This is a genomic window from Nocardioides jiangsuensis, assembly GCF_019679455.1.
In the GTDB taxonomy this organism is placed as follows: Bacteria; Actinomycetota; Actinomycetes; order Propionibacteriales; family Nocardioidaceae; genus Nocardioides_C; species Nocardioides_C jiangsuensis.
In genome coordinates this window covers 135,536-153,445 of the sequence record NZ_JAIEZQ010000003.1, presented here as the reverse complement: position 1 = coordinate 153,445, position 17,910 = coordinate 135,536, and the positions used below count along the sequence as shown (strand labels likewise).

The 17,910-nt window shown below is 71.4% G+C and carries 14 protein-coding genes; 4 read left to right on the top strand and 10 right to left on the bottom strand.

Annotated elements, in window-relative coordinates:
- Positions 1-8: 8 nt before the first annotated feature.
- Entirely contained in the window at positions 9-1,079 is a 1,071-nt protein-coding gene (locus K1X13_RS16515) for a nucleotidyltransferase family protein (RefSeq protein WP_221026243.1), read from the bottom strand.
- 26 nt (positions 1,080-1,105) lie between these two features.
- Here K1X13_RS16515 and K1X13_RS16510 point away from each other — a divergent pair, with 26 nt between their 5' ends.
- Entirely contained in the window at positions 1,106-1,849 is a 744-nt protein-coding gene (locus K1X13_RS16510) for a TIGR03089 family protein (protein WP_221026242.1), read from the top strand.
- Positions 1,850-1,864: 15 nt separating this feature from the next.
- Here the strand turns inward: K1X13_RS16510 and K1X13_RS16505 are convergent, their stop codons facing one another.
- The 6 genes from K1X13_RS16505 to K1X13_RS16480 form a co-directional block, all read right to left on the bottom strand.
- Positions 1,865-4,729, bottom strand: coding sequence for an FG-GAP-like repeat-containing protein (locus K1X13_RS16505; protein WP_221026241.1), 2,865 nt, complete (start codon positions 4,727-4,729; stop codon positions 1,865-1,867).
- A gap of 155 nt (positions 4,730-4,884) precedes the next feature.
- A complete protein-coding gene (locus K1X13_RS16500) occupies positions 4,885-5,649 on the bottom strand; it encodes an ABC transporter ATP-binding protein (RefSeq protein ID WP_221026240.1) in 765 nt (254 codons plus the stop codon).
- Positions 5,649-6,548: an ABC transporter permease gene (locus K1X13_RS16495; RefSeq protein ID WP_221026239.1), complete on the bottom strand. Its 900-nt coding sequence runs from the start codon at positions 6,546-6,548 to the stop codon at positions 5,649-5,651. The genes K1X13_RS16500 and K1X13_RS16495 overlap by 1 nt, the downstream gene beginning before the upstream one ends.
- Positions 6,545-7,717 carry a UDP-galactopyranose mutase gene (glf, locus tag K1X13_RS16490; RefSeq protein ID WP_221026238.1) on the bottom strand — a complete coding sequence of 391 codons (1,173 nt, stop codon included), beginning with the start codon at positions 7,715-7,717 and terminating at the stop codon, positions 6,545-6,547. Before glf ends, K1X13_RS16495 begins: the two co-directional genes overlap by 4 nt.
- 33 nt (positions 7,718-7,750) lie before the next feature.
- A complete protein-coding gene (locus K1X13_RS19760) occupies positions 7,751-9,568 on the bottom strand; it encodes a glycosyltransferase (protein ID WP_308249601.1) in 1,818 nt (605 codons plus the stop codon).
- Positions 9,569-9,602: 34 nt separating this feature from the next.
- Entirely contained in the window at positions 9,603-11,093 is a 1,491-nt protein-coding gene (locus K1X13_RS16480) for an LCP family protein (protein ID WP_221026237.1), read from the bottom strand.
- Between the two features lie 168 nt (positions 11,094-11,261).
- On the opposite strand from K1X13_RS16480, the gene K1X13_RS16475 reads away from it, so the two are divergent.
- From K1X13_RS16475 to K1X13_RS16465, 3 genes are read left to right on the top strand one after another with little or no spacing between them, the layout of a single operon-like run.
- Positions 11,262-12,476: an LCP family protein gene (locus K1X13_RS16475; protein ID WP_221026236.1), complete on the top strand. Its 1,215-nt coding sequence runs from the start codon at positions 11,262-11,264 to the stop codon at positions 12,474-12,476.
- The gene (locus tag K1X13_RS16470) at positions 12,476-13,351 is read left to right on the top strand and encodes a crotonase/enoyl-CoA hydratase family protein (RefSeq protein WP_221026235.1); all 876 of its coding nucleotides are present in this window, start codon (positions 12,476-12,478) and stop codon (positions 13,349-13,351) included. Before K1X13_RS16475 ends, K1X13_RS16470 begins: the two co-directional genes overlap by 1 nt.
- A 38-nt stretch (positions 13,352-13,389) precedes the next feature.
- Positions 13,390-14,961, top strand: coding sequence for a hypothetical protein (locus K1X13_RS16465; protein WP_221026234.1), 1,572 nt, complete (start codon positions 13,390-13,392; stop codon positions 14,959-14,961).
- A gap of 24 nt (positions 14,962-14,985) precedes the next feature.
- Here the strand turns inward: K1X13_RS16465 and K1X13_RS16460 are convergent, their stop codons facing one another.
- The 3 genes from K1X13_RS16460 to K1X13_RS16450 all read right to left on the bottom strand — a co-directional run bounded on the left by K1X13_RS16460 (position 14,986) and on the right by K1X13_RS16450 (position 17,847).
- Complete coding sequence (locus K1X13_RS16460) at positions 14,986-15,765, bottom strand: TIGR01458 family HAD-type hydrolase (RefSeq protein WP_221026233.1); 780 nt, start codon at positions 15,763-15,765, stop codon at positions 14,986-14,988.
- A gap of 67 nt (positions 15,766-15,832) precedes the next feature.
- The gene (locus K1X13_RS16455; protein WP_221026232.1) at positions 15,833-16,474 is read right to left on the bottom strand and encodes a methyltransferase domain-containing protein; all 642 of its coding nucleotides are present in this window, start codon (positions 16,472-16,474) and stop codon (positions 15,833-15,835) included.
- Between the two features lie 200 nt (positions 16,475-16,674).
- Positions 16,675-17,847 carry an acyl-CoA dehydrogenase family protein gene (locus K1X13_RS16450; RefSeq protein ID WP_221026231.1) on the bottom strand — a complete coding sequence of 391 codons (1,173 nt, stop codon included), beginning with the start codon at positions 17,845-17,847 and terminating at the stop codon, positions 16,675-16,677.
- Between the last annotated feature and the right edge of the window lie 63 nt (positions 17,848-17,910).

Here is a 17,910-nt window from a genome sequence, read left to right as displayed (position 1 = left end):
CGCGCCCGTCAGCCGACGTGGGCGCCGCAGTCCACCCGGTCGCCGTCGAGGCGGGCCCCCGCGGCCACCGTGGCGTCGTCCCCGAGCGTCACGTCCTGCAGGTGCGCCCCGGTCCCGACCTTCGCGCCGGGGCCGACGACCGAGTCGGTCACGGTCGCGCCCGCCGAGACGACGGCCCCTTCCAGCACCACGCTGCCACGGACCACGGCGTCGGACTCCACGAGGGCGCCCTCCGCGACCAGCGAGCCGCCGGTGACCTTCGCGCCCTCCTCGACGGTGGCGCCGCCGGCCACGCGGGCCTGCCCGGTGGGGGCGTCGGTGGCCACGGTGGGCGCCGTACCGAGGACCAGGTCCCGCGAGGCGCCGACCAGCGACGCCGGAGTCCCCACGTCGCGCCAGTACGCGGTGTCCACGAAGCCCACCACCAGCCGGTCCTCGGCGACGAGCCGCGGGAAGGTCTCCCGCTCCACCGAGACCACCCGGCCGGCCGGGATCTCGTCGATCACGCCGCGGCGGAAGACGTAGCAGCCGGCGTTGATCTGCCGGGTCACGGGGTTGTCGGACTTCTCCGTGAAGCCGGTGACCCGGCCCGAGGCGTCGGTCGGGACGCAGCCGAAGGCGCGCGCGTCCTCCACCTCGACCAGGTGCAGCGAGACGTCGACGGGTCGTCCCTCACGCGGGATCGCGAAGTCATCGAGCTGCCCGCGGAGGTCGTGCCCGGAGAGGATGTCGCCGTTGAGGATCACCACGGCACCGTCGGGGTCGTCGCGCAGGGCCCCGGCGACGTTGCGGATCGCGCCCGCGGTCCCGAGCGGCTCGTCCTCCATGACGTAGTCGAGGCGCACCCCCCAGCGGCTCCCGTCGCCGAGCACCGGCTCGAAGAGCTCGGCGCGGTACGACGTGGCCAGCACGACGTGGTCCACCCCGGCCTCGGCCAGCCGGGCGATCTGGTGCTCGAGGAAGGGCACCCCGCCGACGTTGAGCAGGTGCTTGGGTCGGCGGGCGGTCAGGGGCAGCAGGCGCGTACCGAATCCCCCCGCGACGATGACGGCTTCGGCGCGGTGCGACATGCGGCTCATCCTGTCATCTTTCGTAGAGTGGCGAGGTGACTCCCTCCACCTTCCCCGCCGTCCTGTCCGACGCGCTGCGCACCGACGCCGCCCGCCCGCTCGTGACCTTCTACGACGACGCGACCGGCGAGCGCGTGGAGCTGTCGGTGACGACGTACGCCAACTGGGTCGCCAAGACCGCGAGCCTGGTGCAGGACGAGCTCGACGTCGAGCGGGGGGCGCTGGTGCTCCTCGACCTGCCCACGCACTGGCTCGGCGCGGTGTGGCTCGGCGCCGCGTGGACCGGCGGCCAGGCCGTCACCACCGACCGCACCCTGGCCGACGAGGCCGACCTGGTCGTCTGCGGGCCGGACGGGGTAGCAGACTACGCCGGCTCCGCCGTCGACCGCCCGGTGGTGGCGATCTCGCTGCGGCCGCTCGGCGGCCGGTTCACCGAGCCGCTGCCGAGCGGGGTGGTCGACTACGGGGCGGTGGTGCTCGCCCAGCCGGACGCGTTCGTCTCCTACGACCCGCCGACGGCGGACGACCCGGCCTGGCGCGACGCGGACGGCGTCACCGGCCAGGCGGCTCTGCTCGCCTCGGTCACCCCCTTCCCCCGCGGCGGCCGGCTGCTGACCGACGTGAACCCCTGCACCCGCGACGGGGTGGACACGCTGCTCTCGCCGGTGCTCGGCGGAGGGGGCACGGTGTGGGTGGCCAACCCCGACGAGTCCCGGTGGCGGGCCCGGTACGACGAGGAGCGGGCGACCGTGCAACGACGGGTCGCCCGCTCCTCGTGACCGGGGCGGTGCTGCTCAGCTGGAGAGGTCGAACCTCGCGAAGCCGTCCTTGAGGAAGCGCGGCGTGCCGAAGCCGTTGCGCGCCCCCGGGACCAGCCACAGCACGCCGGTGGTCCGCTCGCGGCCGACGAGGTCCGGACGGCCGTCGCCGTTCGCGTCGCCCACGCTCTGCAGCCAGTCGTAGCGGGACGCGCCCGACCCGATCCTGGTCGGGTTCAGCAGCCCGCCCGGGCCGTTGCCCGGGTAGAGCTGGAGCGTGCCGTCGCTGCGTCGCATGAGGCTGTCGGGCGAGCCGTCGCCGTCCCACAGCCCCAGCCCGGTCTGCCCGGTCGAGGCGATCGAGGAGTGGGCCACGTAGCTGGACTTGAAGCCGGTGGAGCCGTTGCCGGGGTAGATCCGCATCGCGGCGCCGCTCGGCTGGCCCATCAGGTCCGGGAAGCCGTCGCCGGTGAAGTCACCGACCGCGGCGACGAGGCCGATCGACTTCCAGCCGGAGCCGGCCGCGACGGGCGGCGCGAGCTTGCCCCGGCCGTCGCCCAGGCGAAGCTGCATCACGCCGGTGGCCGCGACCCGGGTCATCACGTCCCCGTGACCGTCGCCGTTCCAGTCACCGACGTTGAGCACGAGGTTGGTGCCGGCCAGCGACGTACCGGTGTCCACGATCCCCTCGACGTTCTTGGCACCGTTGTTCGGGTGCACCAGCAGCCCGCCGCGGGAGTTGCGGGTCACGACGTCGTTGCGGCTGTTGCCGGCCAGCTGGCCGTCGACACCGAGGTAGGTGGCGTTCCGGAACGTGGTGAACGGCCCGAACTTCTGGCCGACCGAGCCGGTCCCGGTGCCCGGGAAGATGTAGCCCAGCTTGGACTGGCGGGCGCGAGCGACCAGGTCGGCCTTGCCGTCGTTGGTGACGTCGCCGAGGCCGCCGATCAGGTCGTAGGCGCCGAAGCGGCCGGGCAGCCGGACCCGGCTGCCGAGCCCCGTGCCCGTGCCGGGGACCAGGTACAGCCGGTCCGCGGCCTTGACCACGAGGTCGTCGTGCCCGTCCTTGTTCATGTCCGCCGCACCGATGGTCATCGAGTAGGCGCCCCACGACGCGGAGAGCAGCCGCGGCTTGCGGAAGCCGCCCTGCCCGTTGCCCGGGTACACGTAGAGCTTCTTGCTGGTGCCGCTGCGCACGACCAGGTCGTTCTTGCCGTCGTCGGTCATGTCCATGGCGCCGGTCATCTGGTCGGCGCCGGCGAACCGCATCGTGCTGGAGACGGCCGCACCGAAGTCTCCCTGCGCGGTGCCGGGGTAGACCGCGGTCGACTTGGTCGAGCCGTTGCGGCCGACCATGTCCGGGATGCCGTCACCGGTCACGTCGCGGACCGCGGTGAGCAGGTCCATCGCGCCGAAGCCCTTGTCGGCGGGACCGGCCTTCTGGAAGCCGACCTGCCCGCCGGTGCGGACCACGAAGGCGCGCTTGGTCTCCTGGTCGCGCACCACCATGTCGGGCCAGGGGCTGCCGGCGAGGTCGGCGGAGCGGGCGCGGCTGCTGAACGGCTTCTGGTACTGGACCGCGAGCGTGCGGATGTCGGGGACCTTCGCGTAGAGGTAGCGGCCGGGGCAGGCGGTCTGGCCCGCGTCGCGGTGGCCGTTGATCGCCTTGAACGTCGAGGACCCGACCACCTGGCTCGTCGAGCCGGCCTTCACGCCGTGCAGCGAGAGCTTCCAGGCGAACAGCCGGCCGTAGGCGTCGAGCATCGCCGAGGACGGCTTGGCGACGTCGAAGTTGCCGAGCGCCGACATCGCGAACGAGTACTCGTTGTAGTTCAGCGTGTGCGCGCCCACGACGGGGCGGTCGACGCCGCCGTACCGGCCCTCCCAGATCCGGCCGAACCGGTCGACCACGAAGTTGTAGCCGATGTCGCTCCAGCCCTTGGACTGGGTGTGGTAGGCGTAGATGCCGCGCAGCAGCTGGGGCACCTGGTCGCGCGTGTAGTCGTTGGCGTTCACCGTGTGGTGGACGAAGCCCGCGTGCACCTCGTAGTAGGACAGCGAGGACTTGTCGCGCATCCGCTCGTCGGCGCCCCACTGCGCCCGGGAGAAGATCTTCGGCTTCGGGGTGACCTCGGCCGTCGCGGTGAGCACCCCGAGGTCGTCCGCCTCCGGGTCGGTCGCGTCGGTGGCACCGGTCGTTGCGGAGGCCAGCGACGCGTCGCCCTGGGCCGACGGCAGCTCCGCGGTGTCGATGGCCGGCTTCTCGACGGTCGCGCCGGCGGTGGCACCCGGGTCGATCACCGCGAGCTCGGTGTCCGCGGGGACCTCGCCGTCGGGGGTCTCGATCTTGACCTGGACCTCGTCCACCGCGCCGACGACGATCGGGTCGGTGCCGGGACGGGCGTTGCGCGCCTCCTCGCTGTCGGGGTCGGGGCCGTGGTCGTCGTGGTACTCGATCGGCTGCCACTCCCCCCACTCCCCGTCCTCGAGGCTGCGCACCGAGACCGTGATCTCGTCCTCGTCGACCTGCACCCCGTGCTCCCAGGTGACCCCGACGGTGGCGTAGCCGGAGACGTCCTGCGGCTCGCTGAGCGCCGCGAGCCGCTCACCGTCGCCGACGTTCCCGTTCCGCCGCGCGACCGCGGCCGCCGTGGCACCCTGGAGAGCGGACCGCGCAATACCGGCAACCGGGATCTCCCGGACGTCGGGGCGGGTCGGGGCCGAGGCCACGACCGCAGCGCCCACGCGGTCCGTGGGAACTCCGCCGGAGGCGGGGACCGGGTCCGGGGCGACGATGTCGAGCGTGACGACGGAGGCCGCCGGAGCTGCGACTGCGAGGACGGTCCCGAACGCCAGCAGCTGCTGGCACATCAGGACGAAGCGACTGCGGTTCTCGGGCATGTCAAGGCACTCCAGGCATTTCGGTCAGTCACAGGAGAACCAAGTTTCACACCAGTAACAGGGGCGCGCCAGCGGTTCCTCTTAACTACAGAGGTGTAATTCGCCAGCCCTGGTTGGGGATTCTCGTCAGGAGCGCGCAGCGCGCCCCGGCGTCGTCAGATGTCGGCGCCGAGGTCGTCGTCGGAGTCGGTCTCCGAGTCGTCGTACTGGAGGAAGCGCAGACCCTCCTCGACGGGGCCGTCGAAACCGAGCCGGCCGTTGACGAGCACGAGTGCCCGGTCGCACATCTTGCGGACCGAGCCGGGGGCGTGGCTGACGTAGAACAGCGTGCGCCCCTCCTTCTTGATCTCCTCCATGCGCCGCATGCACTTGCGCTTGAAGGGACGGTCCCCCACCGCGAGCACCTCGTCGGCCAGGAAGATGTCGGAGTCGGCGAACGCGGCGACCGCGAACCCGAGCCGCGCGGCCATGCCCGAGGAGTAGTGGCCCACCGGGGTGCCGAGGAACTTGCCGACGTCGGCGAAGTCCACCATCTGGTCGTACTTCCGCTTGGTCTCCGCCTCGCTCATGCCCAGGATCGCGGCGTTGAGGAAGAGGTTCTCGCGGCCGGTGAGCTGCGGGTGGAAGCCCGCCCCCGCGGCGATCAGCCCGGCGATCCGGCCCCGGGTGAGCACGCTGCCCGCGTCCGGGCGCATCACGCCGGAGATCAGCTTGAGCAGGGTGCTCTTGCCGGAGCCGTTGAGGCCCATCAGCCCGATCGACTCGCCCTGCTCGACGGTGAAGGAGACGTCGTCGACGGCCAGGAAGCTGTCGCTGAGCGGCTGGCGCCGCAGCGCCGCGATCGTCATCTGCTTGATCGTCTTGGTGTACTGCATCGTGAACCGCTTGCTGGCGTTCTCGACGACGATGGACTCAGACATCAGAGGCGCTCCGCGAACTTGGCCTCGAGGCGGGTGAAGACGACCTGGGCGAGGGCGAGCAGGACCAGGCACACCGCGAGCACCACGAGGCCGCGGGTCATCAGGTCGTCGGGCATGACCGGGGGGAGATCCGAACCCTCGGGCACGGTGGGCACCCAGAACAGCTGCTGGAAGAGCATCACGCCGTTGGCGATGGGGTTGGCGAGGTACACCTGCTCCCACACCGTGCCGCCGGCGAGGTTCTCGATCCGCTCGTAGGAGTAGATCATCGGCACCGACCACATCACGAAGATCGAGAAGGTCTGCACGATGTTCTGGAAGTCGCGGAAGAACACGTTGGCGGCGCTGAAGACGAGCGCGAGCGCCATGCCGAAGACGGCGATGATCGTGAACCCGAGCAGGCCCGCGGCGACGTCGTACGGCGTCGGGCTCCACCCGGTGAGGACGACGCCGACGAGCAGGATCACGATCTGCGGGAACGTGTGGTACGCCGACACCAGCATCGAGGCGACCGGGAACATCTCCCGCGGCAGGCTCATCTTCTGCAGGATGTTCTTGTTGCGCACGATCGACCGCGTCCCGGACGAGAACGTCTCGGTGAAGTAGTGCACCATCACCATCGCGCTGAAGATGTGGATGGCGAAGTTCTCCACACCGCGCTGCTGGCCGAGCACCACGCCGATGACGAGGAAGTACGCCAGGAAGCGCACCGCCGGCTGCACGTAGGACCAGAGCAGGCCGAGCACCGAGCCCTGGTACCTGGCCTTGAGCTCCTTGCGCACGAGCAGGCGCAGCAGGTAGCGCTGCCGGAAGACGTTGTGCAGGCCGCCGCTGTCACCGGGCGCGGTCAGCGGGACGTCGGGGACCCGGGACGGGTCCACCACGTGGTTCCTCGTCACTCGTCGACGCCGCCACTGACGAGCTGCTCGCCCGAGGTGAAGTGCGGCTTGAGCTTGTTCTCGAACATCGACAGGGCCGAGCCGATGGCCATGTGCATGTCGAGGTACTTGTAGGTGCCCAGCCGCCCACCGAAGAGCACCATCGGCTCCTGCTTCGCGAGCTCGCGGTACTTGAGCAGCTTCTCGCGGTCCTCGGCGGTGTTGATCGGGTAGTACGGCTCGTCGTCGTCCTCGGCGAACCGGGAGTACTCGTGGACGATGACGGTCTTGCCCTTGATGTAGGTGCGTTCGGGGTGGAAGTGCTTGAACTCGTGGATCCGGGTCCAGGGCACGTCCTGGTCGTTGTAGTTCATGACCGCGCAGCCCTGGAAGTCGTCGACCTGCTTGACCTCGGCCTCGAGGTCGACGGTGCGCCAGGAGAGCTTGCCCTCGGAGTTGCCGAAGTACTCGTCGACCGGGCCCGTGTAGACGATCGGGACCTTGCTCTTGAACTCGTCGGCGACGTCGAAGAAGTCGGTCTCGAGCCGCACCTCGATGTTCGGGTGGTCGGCCATCTTCGTCAGCCAGGCGGTGTAGCCGTCGACCGGGAGGCCCTCGTACTTGTCGTTGAACCAGCGGTTGTCGAAGTTGTAGCGGACCGGCAGGCGCGTGATGATGTCCGCGCTGAGCTTCGTCGGGTCGGTCTGCCACTGCTTGGCGGTGTAACCCTTGATGAACGCCTCGTAGAGCGGGCGCCCGATGAGGGAGATCGCCTTCTCCTCGAAGTTGGCGGCCTCGGCGGTGTCGAACTCGCCGGCCTGCTCGGCGATCAGGGCTCGCGCCTCGTCGGGCGTGTGCGACTTGCCGAAGAACGAGTTGATCAGGGCCAGGTTCATCGGCAGCGAGTAGACCTGCCCGTTGTACTGGCCGAACACCCGGTGCTGGTAGTTGGTGAAGCTGGTGAACCGGTTGACGTACTCCCACACCTTCTCGTTGGAGGTGTGGAACAGGTGGGCGCCGTAGACGTGCATCTCGATGCCGGTCTCGGCGTCGGCCTCGCTGTAGGCGTTGCCGCCGAGGTGGTGGCGCCGCTCGAGCACGAGCACCTTGAGGCCGAGCTCGTTGGCACAGCGCTCAGCGATCGTGAGTCCGAAGAAACCGGACCCGACGATGACGAGATCAACGTTCACGAAAAAACTCCTAGGTGGGATTGCCGCGACAGTCTAGCCACCCGTCCGCACACCTCTGTTGGCCAGCAGGCGGCGGTAGGCGACCTTTCTCACAGACTCCGGCACCAGCCGGTAGCCCCCCCGGACGGCGACGTTGCGCAGGTACTCCCCGCGGCTGGTGATACCCAGCTCGCGGAACCGCCGCTGCAGGGCGAGCTCCGAACGGAGCAGCTCCCTGCCGCCGCGGCGGGCGTAGGCGCCGGCCCCGACACGGTAGTAGACCAGCGGCTCCGCCACGTTCGCGGGGCGGGCACCGGCCTCGACCATCCGGGTGAACAGGAGGTAGTCCTCCATCAGGGCCATGTCGGTGTAGCCGCCGGCGGCGAGCACCGCGCTGCGCCGGTAGACCACGGTCGGGTGGTTGAACGGGTCCCGGAAGCGGATCACCCGGCGGATCGTCCCGGGGTCCGTGGGAGGGGTACGGCGGCCGACCACGTCGTCCACGCCGGAGCCGAACTCGTAGAGCCCCGACCCCACGATGTCCGCGCCCGCCTCGACGAGCGGGAGCTGCCGCTCGAAGCGGTCGGGCCGGCTCACGTCGTCGGAGTCCATCCGGGCCACGATCTCGTGCGCGCACGCCTCGAGGCCGCGGTCGAGCGCCGGCCCGAGGCCCACGTTGTCCTCCATCACCACGTGCTTCACCGGCACCGGGCTGGTCGCGGCGAGGTCCGCGATGGTCTCGGCGAGCTCCGGCGGCACCGGTCCGTCCTGGACCAGGACCACCTCGTCCGGCCGCCGGGTCTGCTCCTGCACGGTCGAGGTGAACGCCAGGCGCAGGAACTCCGGGGTGTCCCCGCCGTAGGTGGAGAGCAGCAGCGAGAACGGCTGCGGCTCGGCGGGCGGGGCGGGCGCCTCCTCGGCGTCGTCGCGACCGAGGTGCGACCAGCCGGCCTCGGCGAGCACCGCGCCGTTGGACCGGGGGCCGCGCCGCAGCCCCGCCGCCATCCCCCGGGCGAGCCCCCGCGCGAGCGTGCCGCGGTCCTCCGAGCCCGCGAACGTCCGGGCCCAGCGACGCAGGGTCGAGCCGCCGTACAGCGCCTTCTCGGCGGGGCTCAGCCCGGTGCTGCGCGAGAACAGCCACACCTTGTTGCGGACCTCGTAGAAGAACCGCTCCCCCGGGTCGGCGTCGGTGGAGCCGAAGGTCCGGGTCTTGTGCACCACGACACTGTCGGGGCAGTAGAGCCCGACCCGGTCGCGGATCAGCCGGGTGGAGTACTCGAAGTCGTCGTTCCACAAGAAGTAGTCGGCGACCGGGAGGCCCCGCTCGCCGATCACGTCCGCGTCGCACATGATCGAGACGAACGACGCCGAGCGCACCGGCGTGCAGCCGATGGCGGCGGCCGCCGCGAGCTCGGCCGCGGATGCGCCGGGCTTGGTGCGCGGCGTGTTCATCGGGTGGTCGCGGCCGTCGGTCCAGACCACCCGGCTGGCCAGGACGCTGGGCCGCTGCGCGGGGGCGGACCCGTCGCGGCCGGCGCCGTACGACGTCCAGGCCCGGCCGAGCGCCTCGGCGGCGGTCGGCGTGGGGACGGTGTCGTCGTCGAGCAGCCAGACCAGGTCGGGGGCGAAGGTCAGCGCCCGCTCGACGCCCGCCGCGAACCCCCCGGCGCCGCCGGTGTTCCGGGTGAGCCGGACCACTTCGAGGTGGGCGTACTCGTCGCGGAGCAGCTCATCCGTGCCGTCGGTGGATGCGTTGTCGACCACCACGACCCGCGCCGGCTCGAGGGTCTGCGCCTGCACGGCGGCGAGGGACTCACGGAGCAGCTCGCGCCGGTTCCAGGTGACGACGACGGCGACGATCCGGGGAGGCACAGGGGCGACCCTACAAGCGGTCCGGTCGCCCGGATCAGCAGGCCGACGAGAGGTCGGCGGACTCGTTGGCGACGTACCCCTCGGCGAGGCTGCCGATCGAGCCGCCGGTCATCGGGACGCCCGGAGCCGGCGTGCGGCGCTTCTTGTGCGGCTCCGCAGGCGCGGCCGGCGCGGCCGGCGCGTCGCCGGACGCGGACTCCTCGGAGCCGGACTCCTTGCTCTCCCCGCGCGACTGAGACTTCTCGATCGCGGCGGCGACCTTCTCGCGCACGAGCGCGATGTCGGGCTCGGCGGTGTTGATCATCGGCGGGACGAACGAGACCGTCGAGACCGGCAGGGCGCGGGCCTTGAGCGCGAGGTCCATGAAGGTGGCGAGCTCGGAGGCCGGAAGGTCCGTGGACACGACCGCCTTGCCGGCCTTCGCGATCTGCTCGAACCGGGTGACCACGACCTGCGGGCTGAGCTGGTCCAGCATCGCGCCCATCACGCACTTCTGCCGCGCCATCCGGGAGTAGTCGTCGGCGCCCTCGCGGGAGCGGGCGAACCAGAGCGTCTGGAACCCGTCCAGGCGCTGGTAGCCCGGCTCGATGTAGCCGGTGACCGGGCCGCCCACGCCGCCGATCGGGATCCGGTCCATCACGTTCAGCTTGACCCCGCCGACCGCGTCGACGAGCTGCTGGAAGCCCTTGAGGTTGACCATCGCGTAGTAGTTGATCGGCAGGCCGGTGATCCCCTCCACGCCCTCGATCACGGCCTCCACGGTCGCCGGGTGGTCGGAGCCCGCGAACAGCTCCGGGTTGTCGGCCGCGAAGGTGCTCAGCGAGTTCAGGTAGCAGCCCTCGCAGTCGTAGCCGTCAGGGAACTGCTCGGCCATCACCGACCCCTCGGCGAAGGGGAAGTTCGCCATGTTGCGCGGCAGTCCGAAGAGGACGGTGTGCCCGGTCTCCTCGTCGATGCTCGCGACCGTGATGCTGTCCGGGCGCAGGCCCCACCGGCCGACGCCGGAGTCACCGCCGAGGAGCAGCACGTTGTAGCGGCCGTGGTGGGGGTCGGAGGCGGTGCCGTCACCGAACATGGCGGCGATGAAGTCGCGCTGGACCGTGACCACGTGGGAGGCGAACAGCAGCGAGCCGGCCACCGAGAAGCACAGGAGGCCGTTGAGCCCGACCATCGCCAGCCGCTGCTTCTGCCGGAGCTCGAGGGGCTGGCCGAGGCGCCAGGCGTCGACGAAGAGCCCGGCCCAGCCGACCGCGAGGACCATCAGCACGAGCCGGACCAGCCCGAGCGAGTGGACGAGCAGCCAGATCACGAAGCCGTGCCAGACCAGACCGACGAGCACGACGAACGTCAGCACGCCGATGACGGAGAGCCAGACGCGGATCGCGACGAGGCCGACCTGGCGGCGGCCGGCGACGAGCTGGGCGGACCCGGGCACGAACAGCGTCATGACCATCAGGGTCACGGCGCGGCGGAAGCGCACCCGAGCCAGCCGGTCGTCCAACCCGGGGGAAGTGGCGGGTGGCATGAGCGGTGCCTCTCGATCTGTCCTTGCGGACGGGATGAAACAGCCCCAAGTATCACCAGCCACACCTGCCACAGCCGGCGCGGCACGCCGACGGCCCCGGCGGCGGTTGCCCGCACGGCCCGAGGTGGTGCTCTCGGCGGGTGTGCCCGGCAAGGTAGCGTCTGCGCCATGTCGAACCGTTCCCGGGGAAGTGAAGGGAGCCCCGAGAAGGGGTCGCCTGAGTACAACTGGCTCTACGGCTCGCAGCGCTCGGGCCGCGGTGGCGCACAGGGACAGCCGCCCGCGGACCCCGAGCCGACGCGGGTGATGCCCACGATGAACCGGCCCGGCGACGGACCGGGCGAAGGAAGCGGCGGTCAGCCGCCGGTCCCCCCGTCGGACCGCCCGCGCACCTCGCCGCGGGGCGGCGGGTCGACCCCGCCCCCGAAGCAGAGGTCGCGCCGCGGCCGGTTCGGCTGGGTGAAGCTCGTCCTGCTGCTCTGGCTGGTGTTCCTCATCGCGGTGCCGATCTGGGCGTGGACCAAGATCGACAAGGTCAACGCCGACCCGAACGGCGACCGACCCGAGAACCAGCCCGGTCACACCTACCTGCTCGTGGGGAGCGACAGCCGGGAGGGCCTGTCCGCCGACGAGCGCAAGGCGCTGGGCACGGGCAAGGCGGAGGGCCGCCGTACCGACACGATCATGCTGCTGCACACCGGGTCCGGGCCGAACCTGCTGCTCTCCATCCCCCGCGACTCGATCGTCGACGTCCCCGGCTACGGCACCGAGAAGGTCAACGCCGCCTACGCGTACGGCGGCCCGAAGCTGCTCGTGAAGACCCTGGAGGGCGAGACCGGCATCGCCATCGACAGCTACGTCGAGATCGGCTTCGCCGGCTTCGTCAACGTGGTCGACGCCGTGGGCGGCATCGAGATCTGCCCCAAGGAGAAGATGAAGGACAAGCTCGCCAACCTCGACATCCCCAAGGGGTGCCAGGAGGCGGACGGTCCCACCGCCCTCGGCTACGCCCGTTCGCGGCACACCTCCTCCCTCGGTGACATCGACCGCGCCCAGCACCAGCGCGAGGTGGTCAGCGCGGTCGGCAAGGAGGCCGTCTCCCCGTGGTCGGTGATCAACCCGCTCCGCTACTTCCGCCTCTCCTCGGCCGGCGCCGAGTCGGTGCGCCTCGGCGAGGACACCGGCCCCTTCGACACCCTGCGCTTCGCCTGGGCGATGACCCGGGTCAGCGGTGAGGAGGGGCTGACCTGCTCGGTCCCGATCGCCGACCTCGCGGTCAACTGGGACCCCGAGCGCGCGCCGAAGATGTTCGACCTGATCAAGGAGGACCGCACCTCCGACATCTCCAAGCAGCTGTGCAAGGCCTCGGGGCTGGCGGACTAGTGGGTTACGAGACCCTCGACTACACCGTCGACGACGGCATCCTCACGCTGACCCTGGACCGGCCCGAGCAGCTGAACGCGTTCACGGTCACCATGGCCGACGAGCTCGTCGCGGCGTTCGACCGGGCGAGCACCGACGACGCGGTGGCCGCCGTCGTGGTCACCGGCCGCGGCCGGGCGTTCTGCGCGGGCATGGACCTCTCCGTGGACGGCAACGTCTTCGGCCTCGACGAGGACCAGCGGCCGACCCTGGCCGACCTGCACGACCGTCTCGACGACCCCGCCGTGCACGACGGCGTCCGCGACACCGGCGGCCGGGTCGCCCTGGCGGTCTACCGGTGCACCAAGCCGGTGATCGGCGCGATCAACGGCGCCGCGGTCGGCATCGGCGCGACGATGACGCTGCCGATGGACGTCAGGCTCGCCTCCGAACGCGCCCGGATCGGGTTCGTGTTCGGCAGGCTCGGGATCGTCCCGGAGGCCTGCTCGTCATGGTTCCTGCCCCGGATCGTGGGGATCAGCCGCGCGCTCGAGTGGGTCTACTCCGCCGACATCCTCAGCGCCGCGGAGGCCCACGAGGGCGGTCTGGTCCGCTCCGTGCACCCCGAGGACGAGCTGCTCGACGCGGCGTACGCCCTGGCCCGGCGGTTCACCGCGAACCGCTCCCCCGTCGCCACCGCGCTGGCCCGGCAGATGATGTACCGCAACTCCGCGCAGCCGCACCCCCTCGAGGCCCACCGGGTCGACTCGCTCGCGATGTTCTACACGAGTGTCGGCGACGGGAAGGAGGGGGTCGCGGCCTTCCGAGAGAAGCGCGACCCCGACTTCACCGGCCGTACGACGGACATGCCGCCGTTCTACCCCTGGCAGGACTGAGACTGCCGCAGGGCAGGACGAGCACGAAAGTGAGAAGGATGAGCGGCGTACCCCGGAGCGGGACCGACGAGCGGGACGAGCGGTCGGCGGGCCCGGCCCCCGGCAGGCGGAGCCGCGCGGTCCTGCCGGGCCTCGGCAGCGTCGGGCTGGTCGCGCTCTGCGTGCTGTTCACGCTCGCGGTGCGCGTGCCGTTCCTCACCAAGCCGCTGATGCCCGACGAGGCCGGCCTGCTGATCATCGCGCACAACTGGGCGGAGGGGCCCTACCTCTACGGCGACTACTTCGTGGGCCGCGGGATCCTGCTCGTCGCGTTCTACGCGCTGGCCGACCTCCTGGGCGGGCCCCTCGCACTCCGGCTGCTCGCCGGTCTGGTCGCTGCCGTGATGGTGGTGGCGGCCGGCTGGGCCGGTCACCTGCTGCGGGGCCGTGCGGGCGCCGGGTGGGCGGCGGTGGTGGCGGCCGCCTGGAGCTCGACCTACGCGTTCTCCTCGGACGTGATGAACGAGCGGCTGGTGGCGGCGACCCTGGTCATGCTCTGCTGCGCGCTGACCCTCAGCGCGGTGCAGCGTCCGCGCCCGGCCGGACGGGCCGTGATGGCCGGCGTGCTGGCGATCGCCCCGCTGCTGGTCGTGCAGAGCTACGCCGACGGTCTGGTCTTCGCCGGCGTCGTGCTTCTCGCCTCCCTCCAGGCCCGCACGATCTCGGCCGGCGACGCCGTCCGCGTCGCGGCCGGCGGTCTCGTCGGGATGCTGGTGGCGGCCGCCGCCCTGGGGCTCGTGCTCGCCACGACCTGGATGACCGCGGCGCAGTGGTGGTTCCAGATGTTCGGGTACCGGGTGGCGGCCTCGCGGATCGTGGGGGTCGGCACCGAGAAGCCGCTGGACCGCATGCAGCTGCTGCTGTGGCTGGCCACCCTGTCGGGGATGCTGCTCCTGGTCGTCTGCCTGCTCACCGGGTTCCGGGAGATTCGCCGGCGCCCCGACCTGCGGCCCACCTGGTTCGCGCTCTGGGCGATGCTCGGCCTCACCCTGGCGAGCATGGCGGCCGGCGGTGACTGGTGGCCGGACTACCTGCTGCAACCGATCCCCGCGCTGGCGATGGCCGCCGCACTGGTCGCCCCGTCGGTCACCTGGTCCGGGCTCGGCGCCCGCCTCGCGGCGGTGGTCGCGACGGGAGCGGCGCTGGTCGCGGTCTACCTGGGGCTGTACAACCCCCTGCTCGGCACGCCGGACAACGAGGCCGCCGTCGGCGAGTGGATGGCGGCAGGCGCCGAGGACGGCGACACCGTCGTGGTGATCTGGGGCCAGGCCAACGTGGTCTACCACTCCGGCATGGACAGCCCCTACCCCTACATGTGGAGCCTCATCACCCGCACCCTCGACCCGGACCTGGACAGGATCGTCGGGACGCTGCGCGGCCCGGACGCCCCGACCTGGGTGGTGCAGTGGTACGACTTCGACGCCTGGGACCTCGACGACGAGGGACGGCTCGCCGACGTGATGCGCGAGCGGTACGTCAAGGTGGGTACGCCGTGCGGCATGAACGTGTTCGTGCTCCGCGGTGCCGACCGGGACGCGCCGCCCTCGGAGGCGTGCGGCCACCTGGGCTGACCCGCCTGTCCGCGAGCCGCGGCCTCAGCGCTCGGTCCACCACCGCGGCAGGTCGGCGACGGAGTCGAGCACCGCGTCGGGCGACACGTCACCGGTGAGGTCCGCAGGCGAGAACTTGCCGGTGCGCACGAGGACGCCGGCCAGGCCCGCCCGCTGCGCACCCGCGACGTCGGAGCGGATGTCGTCCCCGACCATCACGACCTGGCCGGGTTCCAGGCCGAGGCCGTCGACCGCGGCGCGGTAGAACGCCGGGTCCGGCTTCCCGAGAACGACGGCGGTGCGCCCGGTGGCGTACTCCAGCGCCCGGACGAACGCGCCCGCATCGAGCCGGAGCCCGTCCTCGGCACGCCAGTAGCGGGTCAGCCCGAGGGCGACCAACGGTGGACGTGCCTCGCTCATGAGCAGCCGGAACGCACGGTTGAGCCTCGCGAAGTCCCACCCCGCGCCGAGGTCGCCGACGACGACCGCCCCGGCGCCGTCCTCGGTCCCGTCCGGGAGCGGGTCCAGCCCGGCGAACTCCGTCGCCGTGGCGTCGGGGACGAACAGCGCCGGACGCTCGACGTCGTGCCGCCGCAACCAGGACACCGCCGCCACCGCGGGGGTGAGGATCTGGTCCGCGGTGGCGGTGACGCCCATGCGCGTCAGCTTGTCGACGAGCGCCCGCCTCGGACGCGAGGTGGTGTTGGTCAGGTAGCGGACGGGAACGCCCTCGCGCGCCAGCCAGTCGACCGTGGCGGAGGCGCCGGGCACCGGTTCGTCGCCCACGTAGACGACCCCGTCGAGATCCAGCAGGACTCCGCGCACCCCTCCATCATTGCGGTCCGAAGCACTGTGTGAGGGGTCGCGGAGGAGGTCAAGGTCTCCCCCCGGCTCAGCGCGCGAGACCTTCGACGTGCCAGATCCAGCCTGGGTGCGCATACACCGGCTTCAGGCCACGGCTCGCCACCACGGCGACCATCGCCTCCGGCGGGTGCGCGAACGTCCGGAACTCCTTGCCCCACAGCGCGAACAGCGCGTTCTGCGTCGCGACGACCGCCCTGCTGCCGAGGTCGCGGGGCGGGTGACTGAACGCCAGCCGGCTCCGGCACAGGTCCGCGGCAGCGCCCAGCAGCCGCTCGTAGTCCGGGTAGCAGCACACCACCCGGTGCAGCACCACGAGGTCGGCCGGGCCGACGGCGTCCGGGGCAGCAGCCACGTCCACGATGCGTCGCTGCACCCGGTCCGCGACACCGAGCTGCTCGGCCAGCCGGCGGGCCTCCAGGTCGTAGGCCGTCGACAGCTCGACGTTCGTCACCGACGCGGCCCCACGCCGTAGCAGCTCCAGGCCGATCTCACCGACACCACCGCCGACCTCGAGCACGGTCGCCCCGTCCAGGCCGTCGCCCGCGAGGAAGTCGACCAGCCGGCCGGCGGCCGCGTCGAGACCGCGGCGCCGATACCGCTTCGCCATCCGGCGGGCGAACCCCTCGCCGAACATCTCCTGGCACCCGCGCGGGTCGCAACAACCAGCCACCTGCCGAGTATCCATCCCCGGCGCATCGCAGCCATCAGAACCGCACATTCCACGGGGTGACGCGGCACCGTGTGGCTGCCCGGCTGACACCCGGGGAGGTGACACCGGACGTCCACCCACGTGTTCGTCCTCGGCGTCGGGATGGCCACCGGCTTGATGGCGGCCTCGTTTCTTGCTGCTCCGACCTGCGCAGACGTCGCTCAGAGCTCGGACTGCACCCCGGCGAGGAGCTGGCGGGCCATCACGATCCGCTGCACCTGGTTGGTGCCCTCGTAGATCTGGGTGATCTTCGCGTCGCGCATCATCCGCTCGACCGGGTAGTCGCGGGTGTAGCCGTAGCCGCCGAGCACCTGCACCGCGTCGGTGGTGACCTGCATGGCGGTGTCGGACGCGAAGCACTTCGCGGCGGCGCCGAAGAACGTGAGGTCCTTGTCGCCGCGCTCGGAGCGCCCGGCCGCGGCGTAGGTGAGCTGGCGCGCGGCCTCCACCTTCATGCCCATGTCGGCCAGCATGAACTGGAGCCCCTGGAAGTCCGCGATCGGCTTGCCGAACTGCTGCCGCTCCTTGGCGTAGCCGAGCGCGTAGTCGAGCGCGCCCTGCGCGATGCCCACGGCCTGCGCGGCGATGGTCACCCGGGTGTGGTCGAGCACGCGCATCGCGGTGGCGAAGCCGGTGCCCTCCGCCCCGATCATCCGGTCGGCGGGGATCCGGACCTTGTCGAAGTAGACCTCGCGGGTCGGCGAGCCCTTGATGCCGAGCTTCTTCTCCGGCGCACCGAAGGAGACCCCCTCGTCGTCCTTCTCGACCACGAACGCCGAGATGCCGCGGGCGCCCTTCTCGGGGTCGGTCACGGCGAACACCGTGTAGAACTGCGACTGCCCGGCGTTGGTGATCCAGCGCTTCACGCCGTTGAGCACCCAGTCGTCGCCGTCGCGCACCGCGCGGGTCTTCATCGCCGCGGCGTCCGAGCCTGCCTCCGGCTCCGAGAGGCAGTAGGAGAACATCGCCTCGCCCGCCGCGACCGGCGTCAGGTACTTCTTCTTCAGGTCCTCCGACCCGGCCAGGATCAGCGGGAGGGTGCCGAGCTTGTTCACGCCGGGGATCAGCGAGGCGGACGCGTCGGCGCGGGCCACCTCCTCGATCACGATGCAGGTGGCCAGCGCGTCCGCGCCGGCGCCGCCGTACTCCTCCCCGATGTGCGGGGCCGCGAAGTCCGCGCCCGCGAGGGCGTCGTAGGCGGTCTGCGGGAACTGCCCGGACTCGTCGACCTCGGTGGCGTGCGGGGCGACCTTGGCGTCGCACACCGCGCGCACCGCCTCGCGGATGGCCTGGTGCTCCTCGGACAGGGCGAACATCGGGTACTCAGCGCTCATGCGGCGGATTCTACTCCCGAGTAACCCCGTGCGTCCGTGCCAGGTTCGCCACACACTCGCGCC

Excerpts from the sequence above, each read along its gene's own strand:
- K1X13_RS16475 (WP_221026236.1), top strand. The coding sequence starts at position 11,262 with ATGTCGAACCGTTCCCGGGGAAGTGAAGGGAGCCCCGAGAAGGGGTCG.
- K1X13_RS16500 (WP_221026240.1), bottom strand. The coding sequence starts at position 5,649 with ATGTCTGAGTCCATCGTCGTCGAGAACGCCAGCAAGCGGTTCACGATG.
- K1X13_RS16465 (WP_221026234.1), top strand. The coding sequence starts at position 13,390 with ATGAGCGGCGTACCCCGGAGCGGGACCGACGAGCGGGACGAGCGGTCG.
- K1X13_RS16480 (WP_221026237.1), bottom strand. The coding sequence starts at position 11,093 with ATGCCACCCGCCACTTCCCCCGGGTTGGACGACCGGCTGGCTCGGGTG.
- K1X13_RS16450 (WP_221026231.1), bottom strand. The coding sequence starts at position 17,847 with ATGAGCGCTGAGTACCCGATGTTCGCCCTGTCCGAGGAGCACCAGGCC.
- K1X13_RS16505 (WP_221026241.1), bottom strand. The coding sequence starts at position 4,729 with ATGCCCGAGAACCGCAGTCGCTTCGTCCTGATGTGCCAGCAGCTGCTG.
- K1X13_RS16515 (WP_221026243.1), bottom strand. The coding sequence starts at position 1,079 with ATGAGCCGCATGTCGCACCGCGCCGAAGCCGTCATCGTCGCGGGGGGA.